This window comes from Sediminibacterium sp. KACHI17, from assembly GCF_040362915.1.
Lineage (GTDB): Bacteria > Bacteroidota > Bacteroidia > Chitinophagales > Chitinophagaceae > Sediminibacterium.
Genome location: NZ_AP029612.1, coordinates 2058619 through 2078345 on the forward strand (window position 1 = coordinate 2058619; position 19727 = coordinate 2078345).

A 19727-nucleotide genomic window follows, 5' to 3' on the forward strand; every position below is an offset into this window, starting at 1 on the left:
GTTCTGCGCCGCTAATTTTGTAAGATGAGTACACTTAAAAAAATTATCCATGAAAGAAGAAGCATCAAACCTTCTTCCATGAATGGAAAAAAGATCGATCGATCATTGATTCAATATTTACTGGAATTAGCAGATTGGGCCCCTACACACGGCAGAACTGAACCTTGGCGTTTTATTGTATTCAGTGGACAAGGATTACAAACATTTGCACAACAACATGCAGCCTTGTACAAAAATCACACCGCAGAAGAAAGTTTTACCAATGCTAAGTACCAGAATATCATTCAGAATGGAGAAAAAGCTTCACATATCATAGCAATATATATGAAAAGACAGGCTACGCAGAAAATTCCGCTGATCGAAGAAATTGCGGCTACTGCAGCAGCTATTGAACATATTTTGTTGGGTGCTCAGGAACAAGGTATCGCAGCGCTTTGGAGTACGGGTGGTATGACATATCACGACAGCATGAAGCAACTACTCGGACTGGAAGAACAGGATCTGATGATGGGGTTACTGTATCTCGGCTATACAGATGATGCCTCACCAGTCGCTAAGAGAAATATTCCGCTGGCAGAAAAAATCACCTGGAAAGACTAAGCCTTCTTAAAATTCTGTTTCTTTGCGCATGCAGGAAAACAAAGGCAAGATCATTATTATTACGGCTCCATCAGGATCCGGGAAAACATCGATTACGCATTATCTGTTGAATAAATATCCCGGACTTTGTTTTTCCATTTCAGCTACTACCCGTTCTCCTAGAGGCAGCGAGCAGCATGGCGTAGAATATTATTTTCTGTCAGTTGAAGAATTTCAGTCGAAGATCAATGAACATGCATTCATTGAATGGGAAATGGTCTATGAAGGAAAGTATTACGGTACCCTAAAAGAAGAATTAGAGCGTATTTGGAATGATGGACGCGTTCCTGTTTTGGATATTGATGTAAAGGGCGCCATACATGTACAAGGAGAGTTTCCCGGTAAGTGTTTATCAATATTTATTCAACCTCCATCTGTTGAAGAGCTAAAAAGAAGATTGGAAAGTAGAGGAACAGAAACACCGGAAAGTATTGCAACTCGCGTGAACAAGGCAAGCTATGAATTGTCTTTCAATCATCATTTCCATCATATAGTAGTAAACGAGCAGTTAGATAAAGCCTGTGCGCAGACAGAAGATCTTATCAAAGAATTCTTAGGTTGGTAAGACAGTTTTCCTGAAATTTAAGGTTCAGCAACACCATTGATCATGTCATTTGAGAACAGAACCATTTTTATTACCGGAGCCAGCAGAGGCATCGGGAAAGCCATTGCCCTTCGTTTAGCCAAAGAAAAAGCCAACATTGTTGTTGCTGCGAAAAGTGTGGAAGAAGATCCAAGACTTGGCGGTACCATTTTTTCTGCTGCAGAAGAAATAGAAAAAGCCGGTGGTAGGGCTTTGGCTGTTCAGGTAGATATTCGGCATGAAGACCAAATACAAGCTGCCGTTCAAAAAGCTGTAGAAAAATTTGGAGGCATTGATGTTGTGATCAATAATGCTTCAGCTATACAACTAACTCCCACCGAACAAACCGATACAAAACGCTTCGACCTGATGCATAGCATCAATGTCAGAGGTACTTTTCTGGTGGTAAAAAACTGCTTACCATGGCTTAAGAAGGGTAAAAACCCACATATCATTACTTTATCTCCTCCGATTAGCCTGGATCCGAAATGGATGGGCGGACATATTGCTTATACACTTACAAAATATAATATGAGCATGCTGGCATTAGGATGGGCTGCCGAATTCAAAGGAATGGGTATTGCCTCAAATGCACTTTGGCCCAGAACGACGATCGATACCGCAGCTGTTCGCAACCTGTTGGGAGGTGAGGCTTTGGCAAAAATGAGCCGCACGCCTGAGATCATTGCTGATGCTGTTTATTATATCCTACAAAAAACAGCAGATCAATGCAGCGGTAATACTTTTATCGATGAGCAGGTTCTGGCCGGAGAAGGCATTACAGACCTCGAAAAGTACTCCGTTGTACCGGGCGGAATACTCTATAATGACCTGTTTGTATAGGTTTAAACAGATTTTAAGGTCGTTCATTATCTAATACGGGTAAAACGGGGTAACATTACATACCCCCTTATGCGAACGATATCCCTGCTTACCACTCTGTTGGTGATAATGACATTGTATACCCAAGCCCAATATAATGGGAGATGTGGCAATTTTAGGTATACCATCAAGGGAAAACTCGTGAGCACCGTAGAAATCAACGACGTTACCACTAAAACTTATTATTCTATTGAGCAAAAATCCGGGTACATCTGGTTTTGGAAAGAAATTTTTGAGCCCGGCAATCAACAGGTAAATGAGTTTATCTCCATGTGGGCTAGATTATCTGAGATCGATACTTCCTGTATAGAATCCGTTGCTGTTGATCCCTTTACACTTAAAGTTCGGTTGTCACAAAAGGAAACCTTCTTTTTTACAACGACTTATTTGCAGAAAAAAAACGGACCCACTTATGGGGTCCGTAATAATTTGTTGATATCATTCAGAAATGAAGGAACTGCCAATAATTTTTCAAATGAGCTGAAACAGCAAATTCCCATTTATAAATACTAACCTTCTTGTGTATCCTGTAAACGCTCAGGTCTCATTTGTGGGAATAACAGCACATCTTGTATAGAAGGCTGATTGGTCATCATCATACACAAACGATCGATACCAATACCAATCCCTGAAGTTGGTGGCATCCCATATTCCAATGCACGAAGAAAATCATGATCGATGAACATTGCTTCATCATCTCCACGCTCCATCAATTTCAATTGTTCTTCAAAACGTTCGCGCTGGTCAATCGGATCATTCAATTCTGTATAGGCATTAGCGATTTCTTTTCCATTCACCATCAATTCAAATCTTTCTACGAGTCCGGGTTTACTTCTATGTTTCTTGGTCAATGGACTCATTTCAACCGGATAGTCGATGATAAATGTTGGTTGGATAAAAGTATGTTCACTGGTAGCGCCAAATATCTCATCGATCAGTTTACCCTTACCAATATTTCCCGGAACATCGATTTTGAGTTGCTTACATACTTCTCTAAGACCTGCTTCATCCATTCCACTAACATCTATTCCAGTATTCTCTTGAATCGCATCATGAATACTGATACGCTTGAAGGGTGCTTTGAAACTAATGATCTTATCTCCCAAAGGCACGTCTGTAGTTCCATGTAAAGCGATGGCGATTTTTTCAAAGAGTTGCTCCGTTGTTTCCATCATCCAGAAGTAATCCTTATAGGCCGTATACCATTCCAACACAGTAAATTCCGGGTTATGTGTTCTGTCCATTCCTTCATTTCTGAAATTACGGCTGAACTCATACACCCAATCAAAACCGCCAACGATCAGTCTTTTCAGGTATAGTTCATTGGCGATCCTTAAATAGAAAGGAACATCCAATGCATTGTGATGTGTGATAAAAGGTCTTGCAGCTGCACCACCCGGTATCGCTTGCAATACAGGCGTATCAACTTCCAATGCACCCTGCTCATTTAAAAAGTCGCGGATGGTATTGATCAGTTTCGTGCGTTTTACAAATGTTTCTTTTACATCCGGATTGATGATCAGGTCTGCGTAACGCTGACGATAGCGGAATTCAGGATCTGTTACAGCATCAAAGACATTACCTTCTTCATCTCTTTTAACTACCGGAAGTGGCTTCAATGATTTTGTCAGTAAGGTAAAGGTCTGTGCATGGATCGAGGTTTCACCCGTTTTGGTAATGAAAACAAATCCGGTTACACCAATGATATCTCCCAGATCCAGTCCATGCTTGACAACATGATCCCAAAAGGATTTATCTTCTTCCGGACAAATATCATCGCGTTTTACATAGAGTTGAATAATTCCTTTACTATCCTGAATCTTGATAAAAAATACTTTGCCTTTATCATTGATGCTCATCACTCTACCGGCAACACAGACATTCGCAAAGTTGTCTTTATGCTCTTCACTGAAATTCTCTTTGATATCGGTTGAATAATGACTTACGGGATATAACGGAGCTGGAAATGGATCAATACCCACTTCTTGTAATTTGGCCAGTTTCTCACGGCGAATCAGTTCCTGCTCTGACAAATGTGCTTGACTCATAAATACTCAATTGTGAAGAGCAGCAAAATTAAAGGTTAGCGAGGAAGAATCGATAATCTGCTACTGATTATTGCCGTTTTGTTCGGAAGCTTTCCCTCTTTGGTAAATATCAGGCTGATGTATCTGCATAAACCTCCCTATGACCGTTTCCGGGATGAGCTCCCACCCGAATTGCTGGTATAAGCCCTGCGCATCTTTGGTCACTAACATCCAGCGTCTTAGTCCCTGTAACAACGGATATTGATGAATTTCCTCCATCAGGTATTTTGATAAACCCTTTCCTCTGTATTCATCCAATACAAATACATCTGCCAGATAAGCAAATGTTGCCTGGTCGGTAACCACTCTCGCAAAGCCTATTTGCTTATCCTGATGGTATAAGCCAAAACAGATAGAATGTTCAATGGCACGCTGGAGTACTTCAATCGGTATGTCTTTAGCCCAATAAGAAGACTTTGATAAAAATTGATGAATACAAAAGATGTCCAACCTATGCTTTTCGGTACTGATGGTATATCCCTCGTTGGATAAAAATTTGTAGTTATTCATGAAAAAGTTGTTGGTACAATTGTTTGCGCGAAAGATCCACTATATCACCGGGTTGTAATCCATCAATGGTAATATCTTCTATACGGTAGCGGATCAATCGTAAGGTCGGAAATCCGACACTGGCTGTCATTCTTCTGACCTGTCTGTTCTTTCCCTCTTTCAAAACCATTCGGATCCATGGTGCCGGAATTTCTTTTCGATATCGGATGGGGGGATTTCTAATCGGCACTTGCGGTTCATTAGAAAAAACAGAAACACTACAAGGTAGCGTACGATGCTTCTTTCCGTCAATAGAAATGTTTACGCCTCTTTGTAATTCCTGAATAGCAGTTGTAGTAATTGCACCATCTACTTGAACCCAATATTCTCTTTCATGTTGAAAAGAAGGATGCAATAATCGATGATTAAGTTGCTTATCATTGGTAAGGATCAACAATCCTTCACTATCGTGATCAAGTCTGCCTACCGGATAAACATCTTTTGGAACATCAAAAAAATCAGCGAGTGTTCGCTTTCCTTCAACCGGAGAAAACTGCGATTGTACGAGATATGGTTTGTAGATGATGTAGTAGTGATTCATACAAAACAAAAGTCCCGCAGAAGCGAGACTTTGTATATGGATGGGTTAGTAAGTACTGGGAAATAAATTTCCCTACACAATATTAAAAAGAGTTTCATCGAAAGCAAAAAATTTTTTAAACAATTTTATTCACATTTTAGATGCCCTTGTGAATACCTCAACAGCTTTTGACATTGATACGCACTGAATCTTAGACGAAATACAAAGTGATATAAAAAAATAAAACCGCTGAAACATTGATGAATAAATGGTTTCAGAAGATCGTGTTTTACTGTTATCACAAAACGATCGACTATAATTACAGAATGGACGCCTCTTTTTAACCTGGTTTTTCCGCCTTAAAAAAAACTAAAATACCTAAGGCTGACCGGCTCTTATTACCTTTGATTTTAACAAAAAAGCGTGTTATGAAGTTTCCTGCACCTGTTTCTGCCGGTTGGATCGCATCATTGATCAATGCCGAATTGATTGGTAATAGTGATGCATTGATCACCGGTATTAATGAAATTCACAAAGTAGAAACAGGAGATCTTGTTTTTGTTGATCATCCCAAGTACTATGATAAATGTTTAAGCAGCGCTGCTGATTTTATTATCATTAATACTGCTGAAGTGAATATTCCTTCAGGCAAAACCATTCTTGTAACATCCGAACCTTTCGAAGCATATCTAACCATCGTCAATCATTTCAGACCCTTTGTACCTGCACAAAAAGCGATCAGTGATTCTGCTGTGATTGGTGAAGGAACGGTCGTAATGCCCAATTGTTTTATTGGTAATCATGTGCAGATCGGCAAGCATTGTATCATTCATCCAGGTGTAACCATATTGGATCATACCATCATTGGAGACCATGTTACGATTCAGGCCGGAACAGTTATTGGAAGTGATGCATTTTATTATAACACGAAAAAAAATCGTGAAGTATGGTATAAGAAAATGCAAAGCTGTGGCAATGTTGTGATCGAAGATCATGTAGAGATCGGTGCCGGTTGTACCATTGATAGAGGTGTTACCGCAGAAACAAGAATTGGCAGAGGAACTTGTATGGATAACATGGTACATATCGGTCATGATACCACTGTAGGAAAGAACTGCTTATTCGCCGCACAGGTTGGTATTGCAGGGGGTACGATAATCGAAGATGGTGTAACACTTTGGGGACAGGTCGGCGTAAGTAAAACATTGACCATTGGTGCCAATGCGGTAGTATTAGCTCAAAGCGGTGTTCCTTCTTCTCTGGAAGGCGGAAAAACATATTTCGGATACCCTGCGGAAGATGCTTCACTCAAAAGAAGGGAACTTGTCTGGATCAAACGAATTCCTGAATTGTGGAAGAAAGTGATGGAGGGGTAGGTTGGTAGTGAATGGTGAATGGTGAATTGTCAATAATGGATTAAACTATTGATAATTGACAATTCACCATTCACCATTCACATTAATTCATCAACCCGTAATTCGGCACATACTTCTCCTGTCGGATAATGGACAACATATCTTTTTCCAGAGAAACAATTGGATACTCCACGATACGTCCTATTTCTATACCATTTTCATAGATGATCATTGTTGGTACTCTTTTGATATTTTTTCCGGCTTCTTCATGTTGCGGGCTTTGCTTGTAACTGTTAGCTTCATTGCTCACAAAAATGAGTCTGACCTGTTGCAGATCCATTCCTGATAGTGCCAATATCTTCATCATACGAGGCACTTCTCGTTTACTGTCGCCACACCAGGTGCCCAGAAAAATATCGATTTGCTTTCCTTTCAATGATCCATTAAGTGATCGAATGACTGAGGAATCAGGAACATAGCTATCGTATCCTGGCTGATACCAACTTTTATAAACCCCTTGTTGTAAAAAAGAAAGATCACAGTGACCCAGTAACATAGGCTCACCATAACTGTTCTTAACTTCTATATTGGCAAATGGAGTTCTTGTCTGAGCAAGAATAGATGATTGGATGGTCACTATGCACAACACAGTGAACATCAAAGAAAATGATTTCATATTGTTGAATTGATTACATGAATAAACAGATAGCCCCCTGCTGTGGGAGCATAACGATCTAGTGTATGTAATCAATAAAGCGGAGGATGAAAAACAGCTTTCTGATAAGGATGCAGAAGTGCATCAGCTATAAAATCTGTATGGGATCTATCTAAAGAAATAAAATCAGTGCTTTGCTCATAAGCTACTGCTGTTGTATACTTCCAGTCTGTTTTGAAGGCAATATCTTTTTGTTTTTCAGTGGCAGGTATTCCGTCCGTATCAGTATCCGCTGTCAACATACAATCACACCAATTTTGATCAGCCTGCGAAACGGCAAGGGCAGAACATTCTGCATATGCAAGAAACTTCGCTACCGATGGCGCATAAAGAGAAAAGGATAATATGACTGCTACTATGTATTTCAAGCAGTACAATTTACCGTATTTTCTGAATGAGAGGAATAGATTTAGGGTAAGTGGTATTTTATTTTCAACTCCCTGCAAATACGAATAATCGATTCTTCTATAGGCGTGTATTGGAATGCCGGAATTGCCTCTAATAGTTTGGTATTGTTGAATCGCACTTTAGCTCTGGCTGTTTTGGCTGTTTCTTTGGTCAGCAAGGGCGACTTCCCGGTAAATCTTGATTTGATCGCTTCCAGACGCCAAACGATCGCGGCCATCCAGGCTGTTACTTTTTTATGTGGTGGTTTTTTTCCAAAAGCCTGAGCGATCATGGTAAAAACAGAACGATAGGGCAGATTTGCCCCGCTGATGATAAATCTTTGCGCACTGATCTTGCTTTCCATCAATGCTACCATTGCATTCACTACATCCATTACATCTACAAACCCACTCATACCTTCCGTATACCAGGGAAATTCATCATATGCTGATTTGAAGATGGCAGTTGAACCACTGCTCCAGTCACCGGCACCAAGAATGATCACCGGATTCACGATCACAGCATTCAATCCCTCACCAATACCTCTCCACACTTCCATTTCGGCCATATACTTACTCTTCCCATACTCACTGTTACTGGTTTCGGGTGTCCACTTCATGGTTTCATCGATCATGACATCTTCACGTATGCGGCCCAAAGCTGCTACAGAACTCATGAAAACCATTTTAGTAATACCGGCATCCAAAGAGGCGTTGACCACATTGGCAGTACCTGCTGTATTTACATGGTGCAGATTTTTTCTTTGTGATGGATGAAATGAAACAACTGCAGCACAATGATAAACTTGTTGGACCCCCTTCATGGCTTCTTCCAATGAAAGGATATCGAGGATATCACCTTTGACCCAATCAATTTTTTCTGCACCGGGTATCTGAGGAATGACGGAACGGTATAAAGCACGCACTTGCTCACCTTTGTTCAGTAATGCCTGTAACAAATGTGATCCAACCAAACCTGTTGCCCCGGTAACAAGAATCATGAAATTGATTTGAACGAAGTTAACCTAATGATACGGATAACCGAAACACCCTGATATGATACGCTATTTAGAACATTTATTACAAAGCCCACTCACTACCAGATCTTTTTGTACCGCTTTGAATCCATCGGGTAGCGCTACTTTTGGAACTGTTACATGATCCAGACAATAAGTAGTTCCACATGCATCACACATAAAATGAACATGATCATCGTGATGATGTCCGGCAGAACATTCATCCTTACATAAAGCATAGCGCACAGAATTATCCGCAGTGGGTATGGTATGAATGATCCCCTTTTCTACAAAGGTTTGTAAGGTTCGGTAAATTGTTACCCGATCGAATTCAGTACCACTCTTACTTTCAATATCTGCATGAGCCAACGCACCATTTGCATCCAGAAAATGATGCAGGATCTTCTTCCTGCTTTCCGTAACACTTAAGTGGTTTTTTTTCAACAGATCTACAATACGCTCCTGCATGATCTTATGATTTACTGTGGATTGTTTGTAAAAATACCGTTCACAAAATTACCGGTCGCTTTCTCCTTCAATAAAATACCAATATCCTTTTTGAGCTTTTCCAATTCATCCGCTTTCAGGCCATCATAGATCTGTGCACGAACTTTACCTGATTTATCAACCAATGCAAAAAATTGCGTGTGAATGAATTGATCTTCGATCTTCTCAAAATTATTCTTAGGATCATCTAATAAATAGGAGTTTCTGGCCATTTGATATAGGCTGTCTTTTCTTCCTGTCAGTAGCACCCATTTCTTAGTGTTGATTTGCATCGAGTCTGCGTAGAATTTCAACCTTGGAACAGAATCCGTTTCAGGATCACAGGTATGCGCTACGATCATAAAGTCTGGATTATCCTTATACGCTTCATAGATCCCTTTCATACCCACATGCATTTTTGGACATATCCCTTTGCAGGTAGTAAAGAAATATTCTACCACCGATACTTTGCCCAACATGTCTTTCTCAGTAAAGGGTACCCCATCCTGATTGCGGAACATAAAAGGCTTCACATAACTTAACTGCGGTAATTTCACCTTCCAGTTATCAGTTCCTCGAAACAGGAAATAATAAAAGGCGGCGACCAAAACCGCAAAAAACAACAGATAACCTATTAACTTCTTACTCATAATCAATACTAAAGGACAAAGTTACACCCCATTCTGTTCAATCGGGGTGCTCTAAAAAATATTGAAATTAATTTTGCAACATTGTTGCATAGTCGTATTTTTGTCGCCTCATGAATTTTAAGATCAATTGGGATGCTTTTGGAATTGCCACATCGGTAGCCTGTGCTATACATTGTGCATTATTGCCTTTGTTCATCAGCAGCCTCCCGCTTTTTGGTTATAATATCATTGATAACAACTGGTTTGAATATGCAATGATCGCTCTAGCGTTTGGGGTGGGCACTTATTCTTTATATCATGGTAGAAAGAAACACCACCACAGCTGGATTCCAATGATCTTTTTCACAGTAGGAATACTTCTCTTGCTCAGCAAAGTGATCTGGCATAAATGGGAGCTATGGTTATTAATTCCCTCCGTTGCCTGCATCATTACCGCACACTATCTCAATTATCGCATGTGTAGGGTTCACAATCATGCGCATAGTGATGACTGTAATCACTGATTTTTTTTCTTCGAAGACTTTTTATTTTTTGTTTCACAGTCTTCACATACAATCACAATATTCTCTGCGAAACGCGGACTCACACTGGATTTCCGACCATTCACCTCGATCTCGATCAACTCATCATAGGTTTGTCTGGCCAATACTTTGATATGATTGTGCATACTCAACCCTACTTTATCGACATACTGCAAAAAAGCAGCGGAATTATCTTTCACACCAATCATCTTACAGTTATGCCCCACCTCTTCTTCATTCAATGTTTTCTTCACCGGCATTTTCATTTCGCCGGCAGCAGTTGGAATGATGTCACCATGTGGATCAAAACTTGGGTAGTTTAAAAGTTTATCCAACCGATCGATCAGCTTTTGACTTTGAATATGTTCTAACTGCTCTGCTACTTCATGAACTTCATCCCATGTAAACCCTAGCTTTTCATACAAAAAAGTCTCCCATAAACGATGTTTCCGCACTACTTCGATAGCCAATTTTCGTCCCTGTGCTGTAAGAGATGACTTCCCATATTTTTCATAATTGATCAGCTTTTTCTCCTTCAGTTTTTTCAACATATCATTTGCAGTAGCAGGTTTTACACCCAAATGTGCCGCCAACTCATTGGTACCGGCTTCTGTTTTAGGTGATTGCTCCAGCGTGAGCTGCAATAAGGCCTTGAGATAATTCTCTTCGGTGGTCGATAACATCTTACAAAGATAGCTGAATTGACAAACTTATTTTGTTAGATAGACCTAACTTTTTTACTTTTACAAACCGAACAGCGTAAATGTTATTTTGTGAGACAGTTTTTGTATGCCTTTTTCTTAGGACTATTATCCACTTCAGCCAATGCCCAGTATGCATCGGTAGCGGGAAGAATAACAGAATCCGGTAATCCGGTTGAGCTGGCTACTATTCGTTTGATGAATACTGATATACAAATTCATTCAGATGTGAATGGATTTTATCAATTACAAAACCTGAATCCCGGTACCTATACTTTAGTTGTAGACCAGGTCGGCTATCAATCATTTCGTAAAAAAATTCAACTCGTATCTACACAGTCATTATTACTTGACATCCAATTGACCCCAATCACTTCCCTGGTTTCGGATGTGGTAGTAACGGGCACTTTGAAAGAAGTAAGAAAAACAGAAAGCCCGGTTCCGGTAGAAGTCTATACACAGACCTTCTTCAAAAAAAATCCGACGCCCAATATTTTTGATGCTTTACAACAGATCAATGGAGTACGACCACAACTGAATTGTAATATTTGTAATACCGGTGATATCCATATCAATGGACTTGAAGGGCCTTATACCATGGTATTAATTGACGGTATGCCGATCGTAAGCAGTTTGGCTTCTGTGTATGGGTTATCCGGTATCCCCAATGCATTGGTTGAAAGAGTAGAGATCGTAAAAGGACCCGCATCTTCCTTATATGGCAGTGAAGCAGTTGGCGGACTCATCAACATCATCACAAAAAAGCCACAGCATGCGCCATCGGTATATGTAGATTATATGCAAACAAGTTGGAAAGAAAAAAATGCTGACCTGGGTTTTGTCTGGAAGCCTTTACAGAAAGCACAAGTATTAACCGGTATTAATCTCTATCACTATAATGACCCTATCGATAAGAATAAAGATGGATTTACAGATGTAACCTTACAGCAGCGTATCTCTGTTTTTCAAAAATGGAATTTCCAACGAAAAGAAAACAGACTACTCAGTGTAGCCCTACGTTACTATTATGAAGACAGATGGGGCGGTGAGATGAACTGGAATAAAAGATTCAGAGGTGGAGACAGTATTTATGGAGAGAGCATTTACACCAAACGATGGGAATTGACCGGTCAATATCAATTACCATTTAAAGAAAAGATCCTCTACGCTGTTTCATACAATGATCATGATCAGGATAGCAGGTATGGAACGACCTCTTACATCGCCCGACAAAAAATTTTCTTTCAGCAATTAACCTGGGATAAAAAATCAGGTGCACACGATGTATTGGCCGGTATCACAGCACGTTATACTTTTTATGATGACAATACTCCTGCAACTGCCGATCCGGTCGGATCTAAAAATATTCCTAACAGAAATTGGTTGCCCGGCATTTTTGTACAAGATGAAATCAGGTTGAATGCAAAACAGCAATTATTATTAGGGCTACGTTACGATAAACATGATGTTCATGGAAACATCATCACGCCACGTCTTGCTTTCAAATGGAAAACAGGAGATCAGGAGAGTATTCGTATCAATGCGGGTAGTGGCTTTAGAGTGGTAAACCTCTTTACGGAAGATCATGCAGCATTAACAGGTGCCAGAAAAGTGGTGATCAAAAATGAACTGAAACCTGAACGCTCTTATAATATCAATCTAAACTATTCCAAAAAATTACTGACAACAAGAGGCGTCATCTGGAACTTTGATATTTCAGCCTGGTACACTTATTTCAATAATCGCATCATTGCTGATTATGAAAGCAATCCTAATGAGATCAATTATGATAATTTAAATGGGCATGCCATCAGTAAAGGCATTACCCTTAATACAGAACTGAGTTTGCTGAATGGTTTGAAAGGCATGGCAGGTATCACATTACAGGAAGTAGCTACTGTTAATCAAGGAATAAAAACCCAACAAATTCTTACGGAAAAAATAACCGGAACCTGGTCTCTTTCATACCGTATCAAACCATGGAACCTGGGCATTGACTATACAGGAAATTTTTATGGCCCTATGCGATTACCACTACTAGGTCCGTTAGATCCACGCAGTGCACATTCACCGCTGTGGAGTATTCAGAATATTCAATTGGTATTCTCAGGTATGCGTTCGATTGAATTGTATGGCGGTGTAAAAAATCTATTGAACTGGACACCCAATAAAGGCAATCCTTTCATCATTGCCCGGACCAATGACCCGTTTGATAAACAAGTCGTATACAATACCAACGGACAAGTGGAAGCTACCGCTGATAACCCTTATGCATTGAGTTTTGATCCAACCTATGTGTATGCACCCAATCAGGGAATTCGATTCTTTTTTGGGATGAGAGTTTCAATAAAATGATAAAGTCTGTATTGGTCAGTAACCAACACAGACTTTTGGAACAAATCAGACATCTGAGATCTGACATCATTAAACTCTTACTGAATCGTATAACTCACGCCACCATCTTTTTCGTCTTTCAACTGCACACCCAATGCTGCTAGTTCATTTCGAATCTTGTCGCTTGTCACAAAATCCTTGCGTTGTTTAGCTTCTTTTCGAATATCGATCAGTAGTTGTAATACCCCATCGAGTTTTCCGTCATCGGCTCTTCGTTCACCGGTGAGACCAAAAATATCTTCAATATATATTTTCATTTGCTGTTGCAGCAATTGAAGCGTAGTACCACTGATGGCAGTATTGGCAATATGTTTATCCTTGATAGAATTGATCACTGAGCTCAATTCAAACATATTGGCGAGTACTTTGGCTGTATTCAGATCATCATTCATAAACTCATCGAATTCACGGATCTGAGCAGCCATTTTCTCATCCAACGCTTTATCACCTGCGGCTACCTGAGCATCAAAGTTTTGCTTCATTAACCATTCATAAGCTTCCCATAAACGACGCAACGCTTTTTCAGAAGCCTGCAGCGCTTCATTACTAAAATCGAGCGTACCACGATAATGACTTTGCAGGATAAAGAACCTTACCGTCATCGGATGATATGCCTGTGTTAAGATCGGATGTGTTCCTTCAAACAACTCACTCAACTTGATCACATTGTTATAACTCTTACCCATCTTCTTTCCGTTGATGGTGATCATGTTATTATGCAACCAATAACGAGCCGGTGTTTTATGATTGCAAACCGTACTCTGAGCAATTTCACATTCATGATGCGGAAACTGAAGATCCATACCACCTCCATGAATATCAAACTGATCTCCCAAATACTTATTACTCATCGCCGAGCACTCGATATGCCATCCGGGAAAACCCTCTCCCCATGGGCTTTGCCAGCGCATTATATGTTCAGGGGGCGCGTTCTTCCACAAGGCGAAATCACTTTTATTTCTTTTCTCCTCCTGATTATCAAGTTCGCGAGTGGTATCCATCTGATCATCGAGTATCCTTCCACTCAACATACCATAAGGCATTCCTTTTTTAGAGAAGTCAGTATTGTATTTTTCAACATCAAAATAAACAGAGCCATTGGCTTCATAAGCATAGCCGTCTGCAATGATCTTTTTGATCATTTCAATTTGCTCAACGATATGTCCGGTAGCAGTAGGTTCAATGCTTGGCTGTAAATTGTTAAAGCGAGCCATGGCCCAGTGATACAGATTTGTGTACTTCTGCACCAATTCCATAGGCTCCAGCTTTTCTAATACCGCCTTTTTACTGATCTTATCTTCTGCCTCTCTTCCTTCTTCTTCAAAATGACCGGCATCAGTGATATTCCTTACATAGCGAACTTTATAACCCAGGTGCATCAGATAACGATACACGACATCGAATGTGATGAATGGACGCGCATGTCCGAGATGACTCTCTCCACTCACGGTTGGTCCACACACATACATACCCACATAAGGTGGATTGATGGCTTCAAAAACTTCTTTTTTACGGGTTAATGAGTTATAAACTTTTAGTGACATGCTTGCGAATTAGAGAAAATAAAAAACGATACCGAAAATAAAGAAACAGCTGGACCAGAAAAGTCCGCATTAACAGCATCAACAACAGCAAGAATTAAATATTCGTTTCATTCTGTGGCGAAGATATTTAATTTTTCAATTGTAAATCTGCGACCAGCATAATATGATCGCTTAGCCCTTCATCGATCATATCAAACATTTTAACCTCAAAAGATGGATCCGGAAGAATATAATCGATTCGCAGAGTGGATGCCAGAGAGATAAAAGTACGACCGATACCAAAGCCTTTTTTCAGAAATGCATCCTGATAATCACCACGAATATGAAAATAGGTGTAAGAATTCGGCACATCATTAAAATCCCCGCAGATCAGCGATCGGTAAGGGCTTTGATCCATTGAGTTTCTGACAATACCCGCCTGAACCCCACGCCTTTTAAAGGCAAGTCTCATTTTACGGATAATATTTTTAGATGCTCTCAATGTCTCATCATCCTGCTCTTTGATCTTTTCCAGATCTGTATAATCTGCTTGCTTGAATTTAAAAGATTGCAAATGCGTATTAAAAATGCGGATGGTGTCTTCATCTTTTACAATATCTGCATAGATGAGACTCTCCGCTATCGGGAACTTAATTTTTTCCTGATGAATGATGGGATATTTTGAAAAAATGATACATCCCGATTGATAACTCCCCCCGTTTCGCTCATAGTCTTTTGAAAAAAAATGATACGGATATTTACTTTTAAAGAGAGAAAGATTATTGGATTCGGATTGATGTCCATCGGTATGATTGAACTCTTGCAAGCAAACAATATCTGCATCCAGTTTTTGAATACTTTCTGCCAATTCAGTTCTGGCCAATTGTTTGGCCGATCGACTTTTACTATTGCCATTAAAACTTTGGATATTCCAACTGATCACACGTAATACTTTTTCCGGCTTGCTTTCAGTGACCGAGGGACCGGATTTCCAGGCGAATACCACATTCAACTGTTGATACCCGATCAGTAAGGCAATCGCAGGAATCAATGCCAGTCTGGGTTTCACGAACAACCAGAAAATAAGAAAAAGGATCAGTGCTAGAATCAAGTATGGAACCATTAGTCCAACAAATCCGATCATCCACCATTTAGCGGGGTTCAAAAACGGAGTTAAACAAGAGGTCAGCCATAGAATAACGATCACCAGATTCAGTATTAGAAATACTGTTTTAGTAATGCGTCGAAAGATGCTCTTGGCCATGAGCTAAAATACTGATAAAAAAGACGTGCTGATATAGAAAAATACCGGCGTCTATACAGGATACTTCAGTGGCATCCTACTAAAGATCTTCCTTGCTGGCTTTTTTCAAAAACTCCTTTTCTTCATCTGTCAGGAACTGATAGCCCTGTTGATTGATCTTATCCAAGATCTCATCTAAGCGCTGTTGCGTGAGATTGGGTTTTTTATCAAAAGGTTTTGCATCGGCTTTATAGAAATGACGTTCGCTGCTATTTTTTTCTCGATGCTTTTTTTCGGGATTGAAAAGATCATCTACCCAAACAGCGAATCGGTTCATCCATGCACCCCAATCACTGCCTCTGCGTAATTGGCGGATAAATAAATAACCCACCATACCCGCTGCGAGGTGTCCGGCACCAATACCGGCATTACTACCGGCAAGGGTTGCAAAATCAATTGCCACAAAAATGAGCGTGATGACCCACAATGGAATCCCTCCATTGATCAAAGGGAAGATGCGATAATCAGGGGCCAATGTGGTTGTAGCAACTGCTATGGCCATTACCGCAGAGCCAGCGCCCAATAAGGGTGCGGCTGTTTCGACCTGATTGGCCAAAACCGGAACCATATTATTCATCACCACAAAAAATACACTGCCGGTAATACCCCCATAGATATAAAGGGGAATCAATTTATTGTTTCCGGCAAGGTCTTGCAGAATATATCCAAAACACCATAACCATAACATGCTGCTGATCAGTTGCCAGATACTATGATGCGTGATCATGGTGCTGATAAAGGTCCAGGGACGGGTAAGCAAGATATCTGCTTGTGGTGGCAGGCTTAGCCAATTCAGTACCTGACGGTAAAAAAATTCATCGGGAATTTCGGAGAGATAGTACACGATCTTTATGAAATTCACGATCACAAACATCAATGCATTAACGGCAAACAGGAATACAAGTGCATTATTATCCTGCCCCAGTAATATCTTTTTGTTTGTTTTATACGGTCTGGTTTCCATACACACGGTTCTTGGTGACTATTAATACAACGTTTTTTTGTTGGTTTTGTTCCAGGTAATCACAATCAGCAAGCCTACAATCGCACCTCCGATATGTGCCCATCGTGCTACATTATCTCCGGCTGAGTTTTGAAGGGCGAAGAACAGTTCATAGGAAAAATACAATAAGCCTAGCCATTTTGCTTTAACCGGTACCAAGAAATACAAATAGATATACGTATTGGGAAACAGGTATACGAAAGCTGCCAAAATACCAAATACAGCACCACTTGCACCTAATGTGGCCGTATTGATCCTGTTATTGTAATAGGTGGTCACTGCTTCCAAAACCTTATCGGTCATAAGGGTATTGGATGGATCCGCTTTCAGGAAAACCAAGGCTTCTTCATTAAAACCCATATTGTATCTACGACCAAAGCTTGCCATGGCATCTACAAAAGCGATCGGATCATTTTGCTGTTGTAAAACCAATGCATAATCTTTCATGATGGGTGTTAGCTCATAAGAAAGAAACAACAGGTGTATCAATGCAGCGCCTAGTCCACAGATCAAGTAAAACGTAAGGAATCTTTTTGCACCCCACACATTTTCCAGAATAGATCCAAACATCCACAAAGCGAACATATTTCCCAGAATATGATAGAAATCACCATGTAAAAACATGTGTGTGATCAGTTGCCAGGGTTTGAAAAGATCACTCTGCCAAGCATGTAAAGCCAATGTGTCTTCAAAAGAAAAGATCGGAACCGCACCTTTAGAGAAAGTGACCTGTGCCAGATAGAACAAGCCATTGATGATAAGCAGGTTCTTAACGATGATCGGTAATATCTCAAATCTACTGGGTCTGAATTCTGTCATGCATCCAACGCTTATGCGTATTTATAGTGAATAGTTAGGCTTCTTTTTTCAATCTCAGTTGAACTACATTTTCGATATGCAAGGTATGCGGAAACATATCAACCGGTTGAATTTTTGTTACTTCATATTTTTCATCCAATAATGCCAGATCTCTTGCTTGTGTGGCCGGATTACAGCTCACATACACTATTAACGGAGCTGCGATATCCAACAGCTTTCTTACAAGCTTCTCATGCATTCCGGCTCTTGGCGGATCGGTGATGATCACATCCGGACGACCATGCTCCACAAAGAAAGCATCATCACAAATATCGATCACGTCTCCGGCAAAGAAAGCGGTTTGGGCGAGTCCATTCAATGCTGCATTCTCTTTTGCATCTTCAATGGCATCAGCTACTACTTCAACCCCTATTACCTTGGCCGCCTGTTTACTCACAAAAATACCAATACTGCCAGTTCCACAATAAAGATCATAAACAGTTTGCGTTCCATTCAACTCAGCAAAATCACGCGTTACCTGATACAATTTTTCAGCTTGCTTGGTATTTGTCTGAAAGAATGATTTAGGACTGATCTTGAATTGAAAATCTTCCAACTTCTCAATGATATATCCTTTACCAGTATAGATCTGAGGATGCAGATCGAAAAGGCTATCATTCTTTTTGATATTGATCGTATATAACAAAGTCGTGATCTGCGGAAAACGCTCAAGTAATGAATTCAACAGCTCTTCACGTAATGCTACGTCTTCATAACCAAAAATGATGTTTACCATCAGCTCTCCCGTACTTGTATTACGTACAAACATGTTGCGTAGCCAACCCTGATGTTCTTTGATGTTATAAAAAGGAATCCCTTTTTCGATCGTATACGCGGCTGCAAATTTTCGGATCAAATTAGTTGGCTCTTCCTGTAAATGACAGGTATCGATCTCTACTACTTTATCAAAAAAACCACGGGCATGAAATCCGGCTGCACCCGGTAAAGCATCGGGATCAATTCCTTCCGCTTTAAGTCTACGGAATTCATCAGAAGGAATGTATTTACGAGTGGCAAATGTGTATTCCATTTTATTCCGGTAATACCTGGTTTCATCAGCACCAACGATCGGCAATATTTCAGGTAATCGGATACGCCCTATTCTGGTAAGGTTATCCGTTACTTGTTTTTGTTTGTATTTCAATTGTTGCTCATACGGCAGCATTTGCCATTGGCAACCACCGCATACACCGAAATGACTACAAAAAGGTTGCACACGATCGGGTGAAAAGCTTTTTATGGCAATTGTATGACCTTCTGCCCAATCACTCTTGTTTTTGGTCAGCTGTACATCTACTTGATCGCCGGGTACGGCGCCTTCTATGAACACCACTTTCCCATCCACGCGTGCCAATGAGCGACCCTCAGCGGCATAATCCTCCACCAGGATATTTTCCAGAATGATTCTTTTCTTTTGTTTTCTCACCCTGCAAAGGTAAACATGATCGGTCAGACCACTGTTCTCTATCAGAAATGAGTATCAATTTATTTAAGAATACACGGAGTGTTTGTTAAATAGGTATCATGGCTTTTAGTATTTAACTAACTTGTTGCGA

General features: G+C 40.2%; 21 protein-coding genes. 7 read left to right on the forward strand and 14 right to left on the reverse strand.

Features of this window, described 5'->3' with window-relative positions; genetic code table 11:
* Positions 1–24: 24 nt before the first annotated feature.
* From ABXG83_RS09160 to ABXG83_RS09175, 4 genes are all read left to right on the forward strand, one after another.
* Positions 25–600: a nitroreductase gene (locus ABXG83_RS09160; RefSeq protein WP_353548552.1), complete on the forward strand. Its 576-nt coding sequence runs from the start codon at positions 25–27 to the stop codon at positions 598–600.
* Between the two features lie 28 nt (positions 601–628).
* Entirely contained in the window at positions 629–1204 is a 576-nt protein-coding gene (gmk, locus tag ABXG83_RS09165) for a guanylate kinase (RefSeq protein ID WP_353548553.1), read from the forward strand.
* 42 nt (positions 1205–1246) lie between these two features.
* Positions 1247–2065 carry an NAD(P)-dependent oxidoreductase gene (locus tag ABXG83_RS09170; RefSeq protein WP_353548554.1) on the forward strand — a complete coding sequence of 273 codons (819 nt, stop codon included), beginning with the start codon at positions 1247–1249 and terminating at the stop codon, positions 2063–2065.
* A gap of 69 nt (positions 2066–2134) precedes the next feature.
* Positions 2135–2617 (forward strand): hypothetical protein, encoded by a 483-nt coding sequence (locus tag ABXG83_RS09175; protein ID WP_353548555.1) that lies wholly within the window; start codon positions 2135–2137, stop codon positions 2615–2617.
* Here the strand turns inward: ABXG83_RS09175 and lysS are convergent.
* From lysS to ABXG83_RS09190, 3 genes are read right to left on the reverse strand one after another with little or no spacing between them, the layout of a single operon-like run.
* Complete coding sequence (lysS, locus tag ABXG83_RS09180) at positions 2614–4152, reverse strand: lysine--tRNA ligase (RefSeq protein ID WP_353548556.1); 1539 nt, start codon at positions 4150–4152, stop codon at positions 2614–2616. The genes ABXG83_RS09175 and lysS overlap by 4 nt on opposite strands.
* A gap of 60 nt (positions 4153–4212) precedes the next feature.
* Positions 4213–4701 (reverse strand): GNAT family N-acetyltransferase, encoded by a 489-nt coding sequence (locus tag ABXG83_RS09185; protein ID WP_353548557.1) that lies wholly within the window; start codon positions 4699–4701, stop codon positions 4213–4215.
* Positions 4694–5281, reverse strand: a complete 588-nt coding sequence (locus ABXG83_RS09190; protein ID WP_353548558.1) for a pseudouridine synthase — start codon at positions 5279–5281, stop codon at positions 4694–4696. Before ABXG83_RS09190 ends, ABXG83_RS09185 begins: the two co-directional genes overlap by 8 nt.
* A gap of 407 nt (positions 5282–5688) precedes the next feature.
* Here ABXG83_RS09190 and ABXG83_RS09195 point away from each other — a divergent pair, with 407 nt between their 5' ends.
* Positions 5689–6636 carry a UDP-3-O-(3-hydroxymyristoyl)glucosamine N-acyltransferase gene (locus ABXG83_RS09195; RefSeq protein WP_353548559.1) on the forward strand — a complete coding sequence of 316 codons (948 nt, stop codon included), beginning with the start codon at positions 5689–5691 and terminating at the stop codon, positions 6634–6636.
* A gap of 82 nt (positions 6637–6718) precedes the next feature.
* On the opposite strand, the gene ABXG83_RS09200 is transcribed toward ABXG83_RS09195, so the two are convergent.
* From ABXG83_RS09200 to ABXG83_RS09220, 5 genes are all read right to left on the reverse strand, one after another.
* Positions 6719–7291, reverse strand: a complete 573-nt coding sequence (locus tag ABXG83_RS09200) for a thioredoxin family protein (protein ID WP_353548560.1) — start codon at positions 7289–7291, stop codon at positions 6719–6721.
* A gap of 71 nt (positions 7292–7362) precedes the next feature.
* Positions 7363–7698 (reverse strand): hypothetical protein, encoded by a 336-nt coding sequence (locus tag ABXG83_RS09205; protein WP_353548561.1) that lies wholly within the window; start codon positions 7696–7698, stop codon positions 7363–7365.
* 41 nt (positions 7699–7739) lie between these two features.
* A complete protein-coding gene (locus ABXG83_RS09210) occupies positions 7740–8717 on the reverse strand; it encodes an NAD-dependent epimerase/dehydratase family protein (RefSeq protein ID WP_353548562.1) in 978 nt (325 codons plus the stop codon).
* A 63-nt stretch (positions 8718–8780) separates the two neighbouring features.
* Complete coding sequence (locus ABXG83_RS09215; RefSeq protein ID WP_353548563.1) at positions 8781–9200, reverse strand: transcriptional repressor; 420 nt, start codon at positions 9198–9200, stop codon at positions 8781–8783.
* Between the two features lie 11 nt (positions 9201–9211).
* On the reverse strand, positions 9212–9868 hold the full coding sequence (locus ABXG83_RS09220) for an SCO family protein (protein WP_353548564.1): 657 nt from the start codon (positions 9866–9868) through the stop codon (positions 9212–9214).
* Positions 9869–9978: 110 nt separating this feature from the next.
* Between ABXG83_RS09220 and ABXG83_RS09225 the strand changes: the two genes are divergently transcribed.
* Entirely contained in the window at positions 9979–10371 is a 393-nt protein-coding gene (locus ABXG83_RS09225; protein WP_353548565.1) for a MerC domain-containing protein, read from the forward strand.
* Here the strand turns inward: ABXG83_RS09225 and ABXG83_RS09230 are convergent.
* Positions 10365–11072: a metal-dependent transcriptional regulator gene (locus ABXG83_RS09230; RefSeq protein ID WP_353548566.1), complete on the reverse strand. Its 708-nt coding sequence runs from the start codon at positions 11070–11072 to the stop codon at positions 10365–10367. The two genes, ABXG83_RS09225 and ABXG83_RS09230, sit on opposite strands and share 7 nt — an antisense overlap.
* Before the next feature lie 90 nt (positions 11073–11162).
* On the opposite strand from ABXG83_RS09230, the gene ABXG83_RS09235 reads away from it, so the two are divergent.
* On the forward strand, positions 11163–13445 hold the full coding sequence (locus ABXG83_RS09235; protein WP_353548567.1) for a TonB-dependent receptor: 2283 nt from the start codon (positions 11163–11165) through the stop codon (positions 13443–13445).
* A 77-nt stretch (positions 13446–13522) separates the two neighbouring features.
* Here the strand turns inward: ABXG83_RS09235 and cysS are convergent, their stop codons facing one another.
* The 5 genes from cysS to rlmD all read right to left on the reverse strand — a co-directional run bounded on the left by cysS (position 13523) and on the right by rlmD (position 19597).
* The gene (gene cysS / locus ABXG83_RS09240; RefSeq protein ID WP_353548568.1) at positions 13523–15028 is read right to left on the reverse strand and encodes a cysteine--tRNA ligase; all 1506 of its coding nucleotides are present in this window, start codon (positions 15026–15028) and stop codon (positions 13523–13525) included.
* A gap of 127 nt (positions 15029–15155) precedes the next feature.
* Entirely contained in the window at positions 15156–16271 is a 1116-nt protein-coding gene (locus ABXG83_RS09245) for an endonuclease/exonuclease/phosphatase family protein (protein ID WP_353548569.1), read from the reverse strand.
* A gap of 79 nt (positions 16272–16350) precedes the next feature.
* Entirely contained in the window at positions 16351–17274 is a 924-nt protein-coding gene (locus tag ABXG83_RS09250; RefSeq protein WP_353548570.1) for a rhomboid family intramembrane serine protease, read from the reverse strand.
* Positions 17275–17295: 21 nt separating this feature from the next.
* Positions 17296–18132 carry a rhomboid family intramembrane serine protease gene (locus tag ABXG83_RS09255; RefSeq protein ID WP_353548571.1) on the reverse strand — a complete coding sequence of 279 codons (837 nt, stop codon included), beginning with the start codon at positions 18130–18132 and terminating at the stop codon, positions 17296–17298.
* A gap of 34 nt (positions 18133–18166) precedes the next feature.
* Positions 18167–19597 (reverse strand): 23S rRNA (uracil(1939)-C(5))-methyltransferase RlmD, encoded by a 1431-nt coding sequence (gene rlmD, locus ABXG83_RS09260; protein WP_353548572.1) that lies wholly within the window; start codon positions 19595–19597, stop codon positions 18167–18169.
* Positions 19598–19727 lie beyond the last annotated feature (130 nt).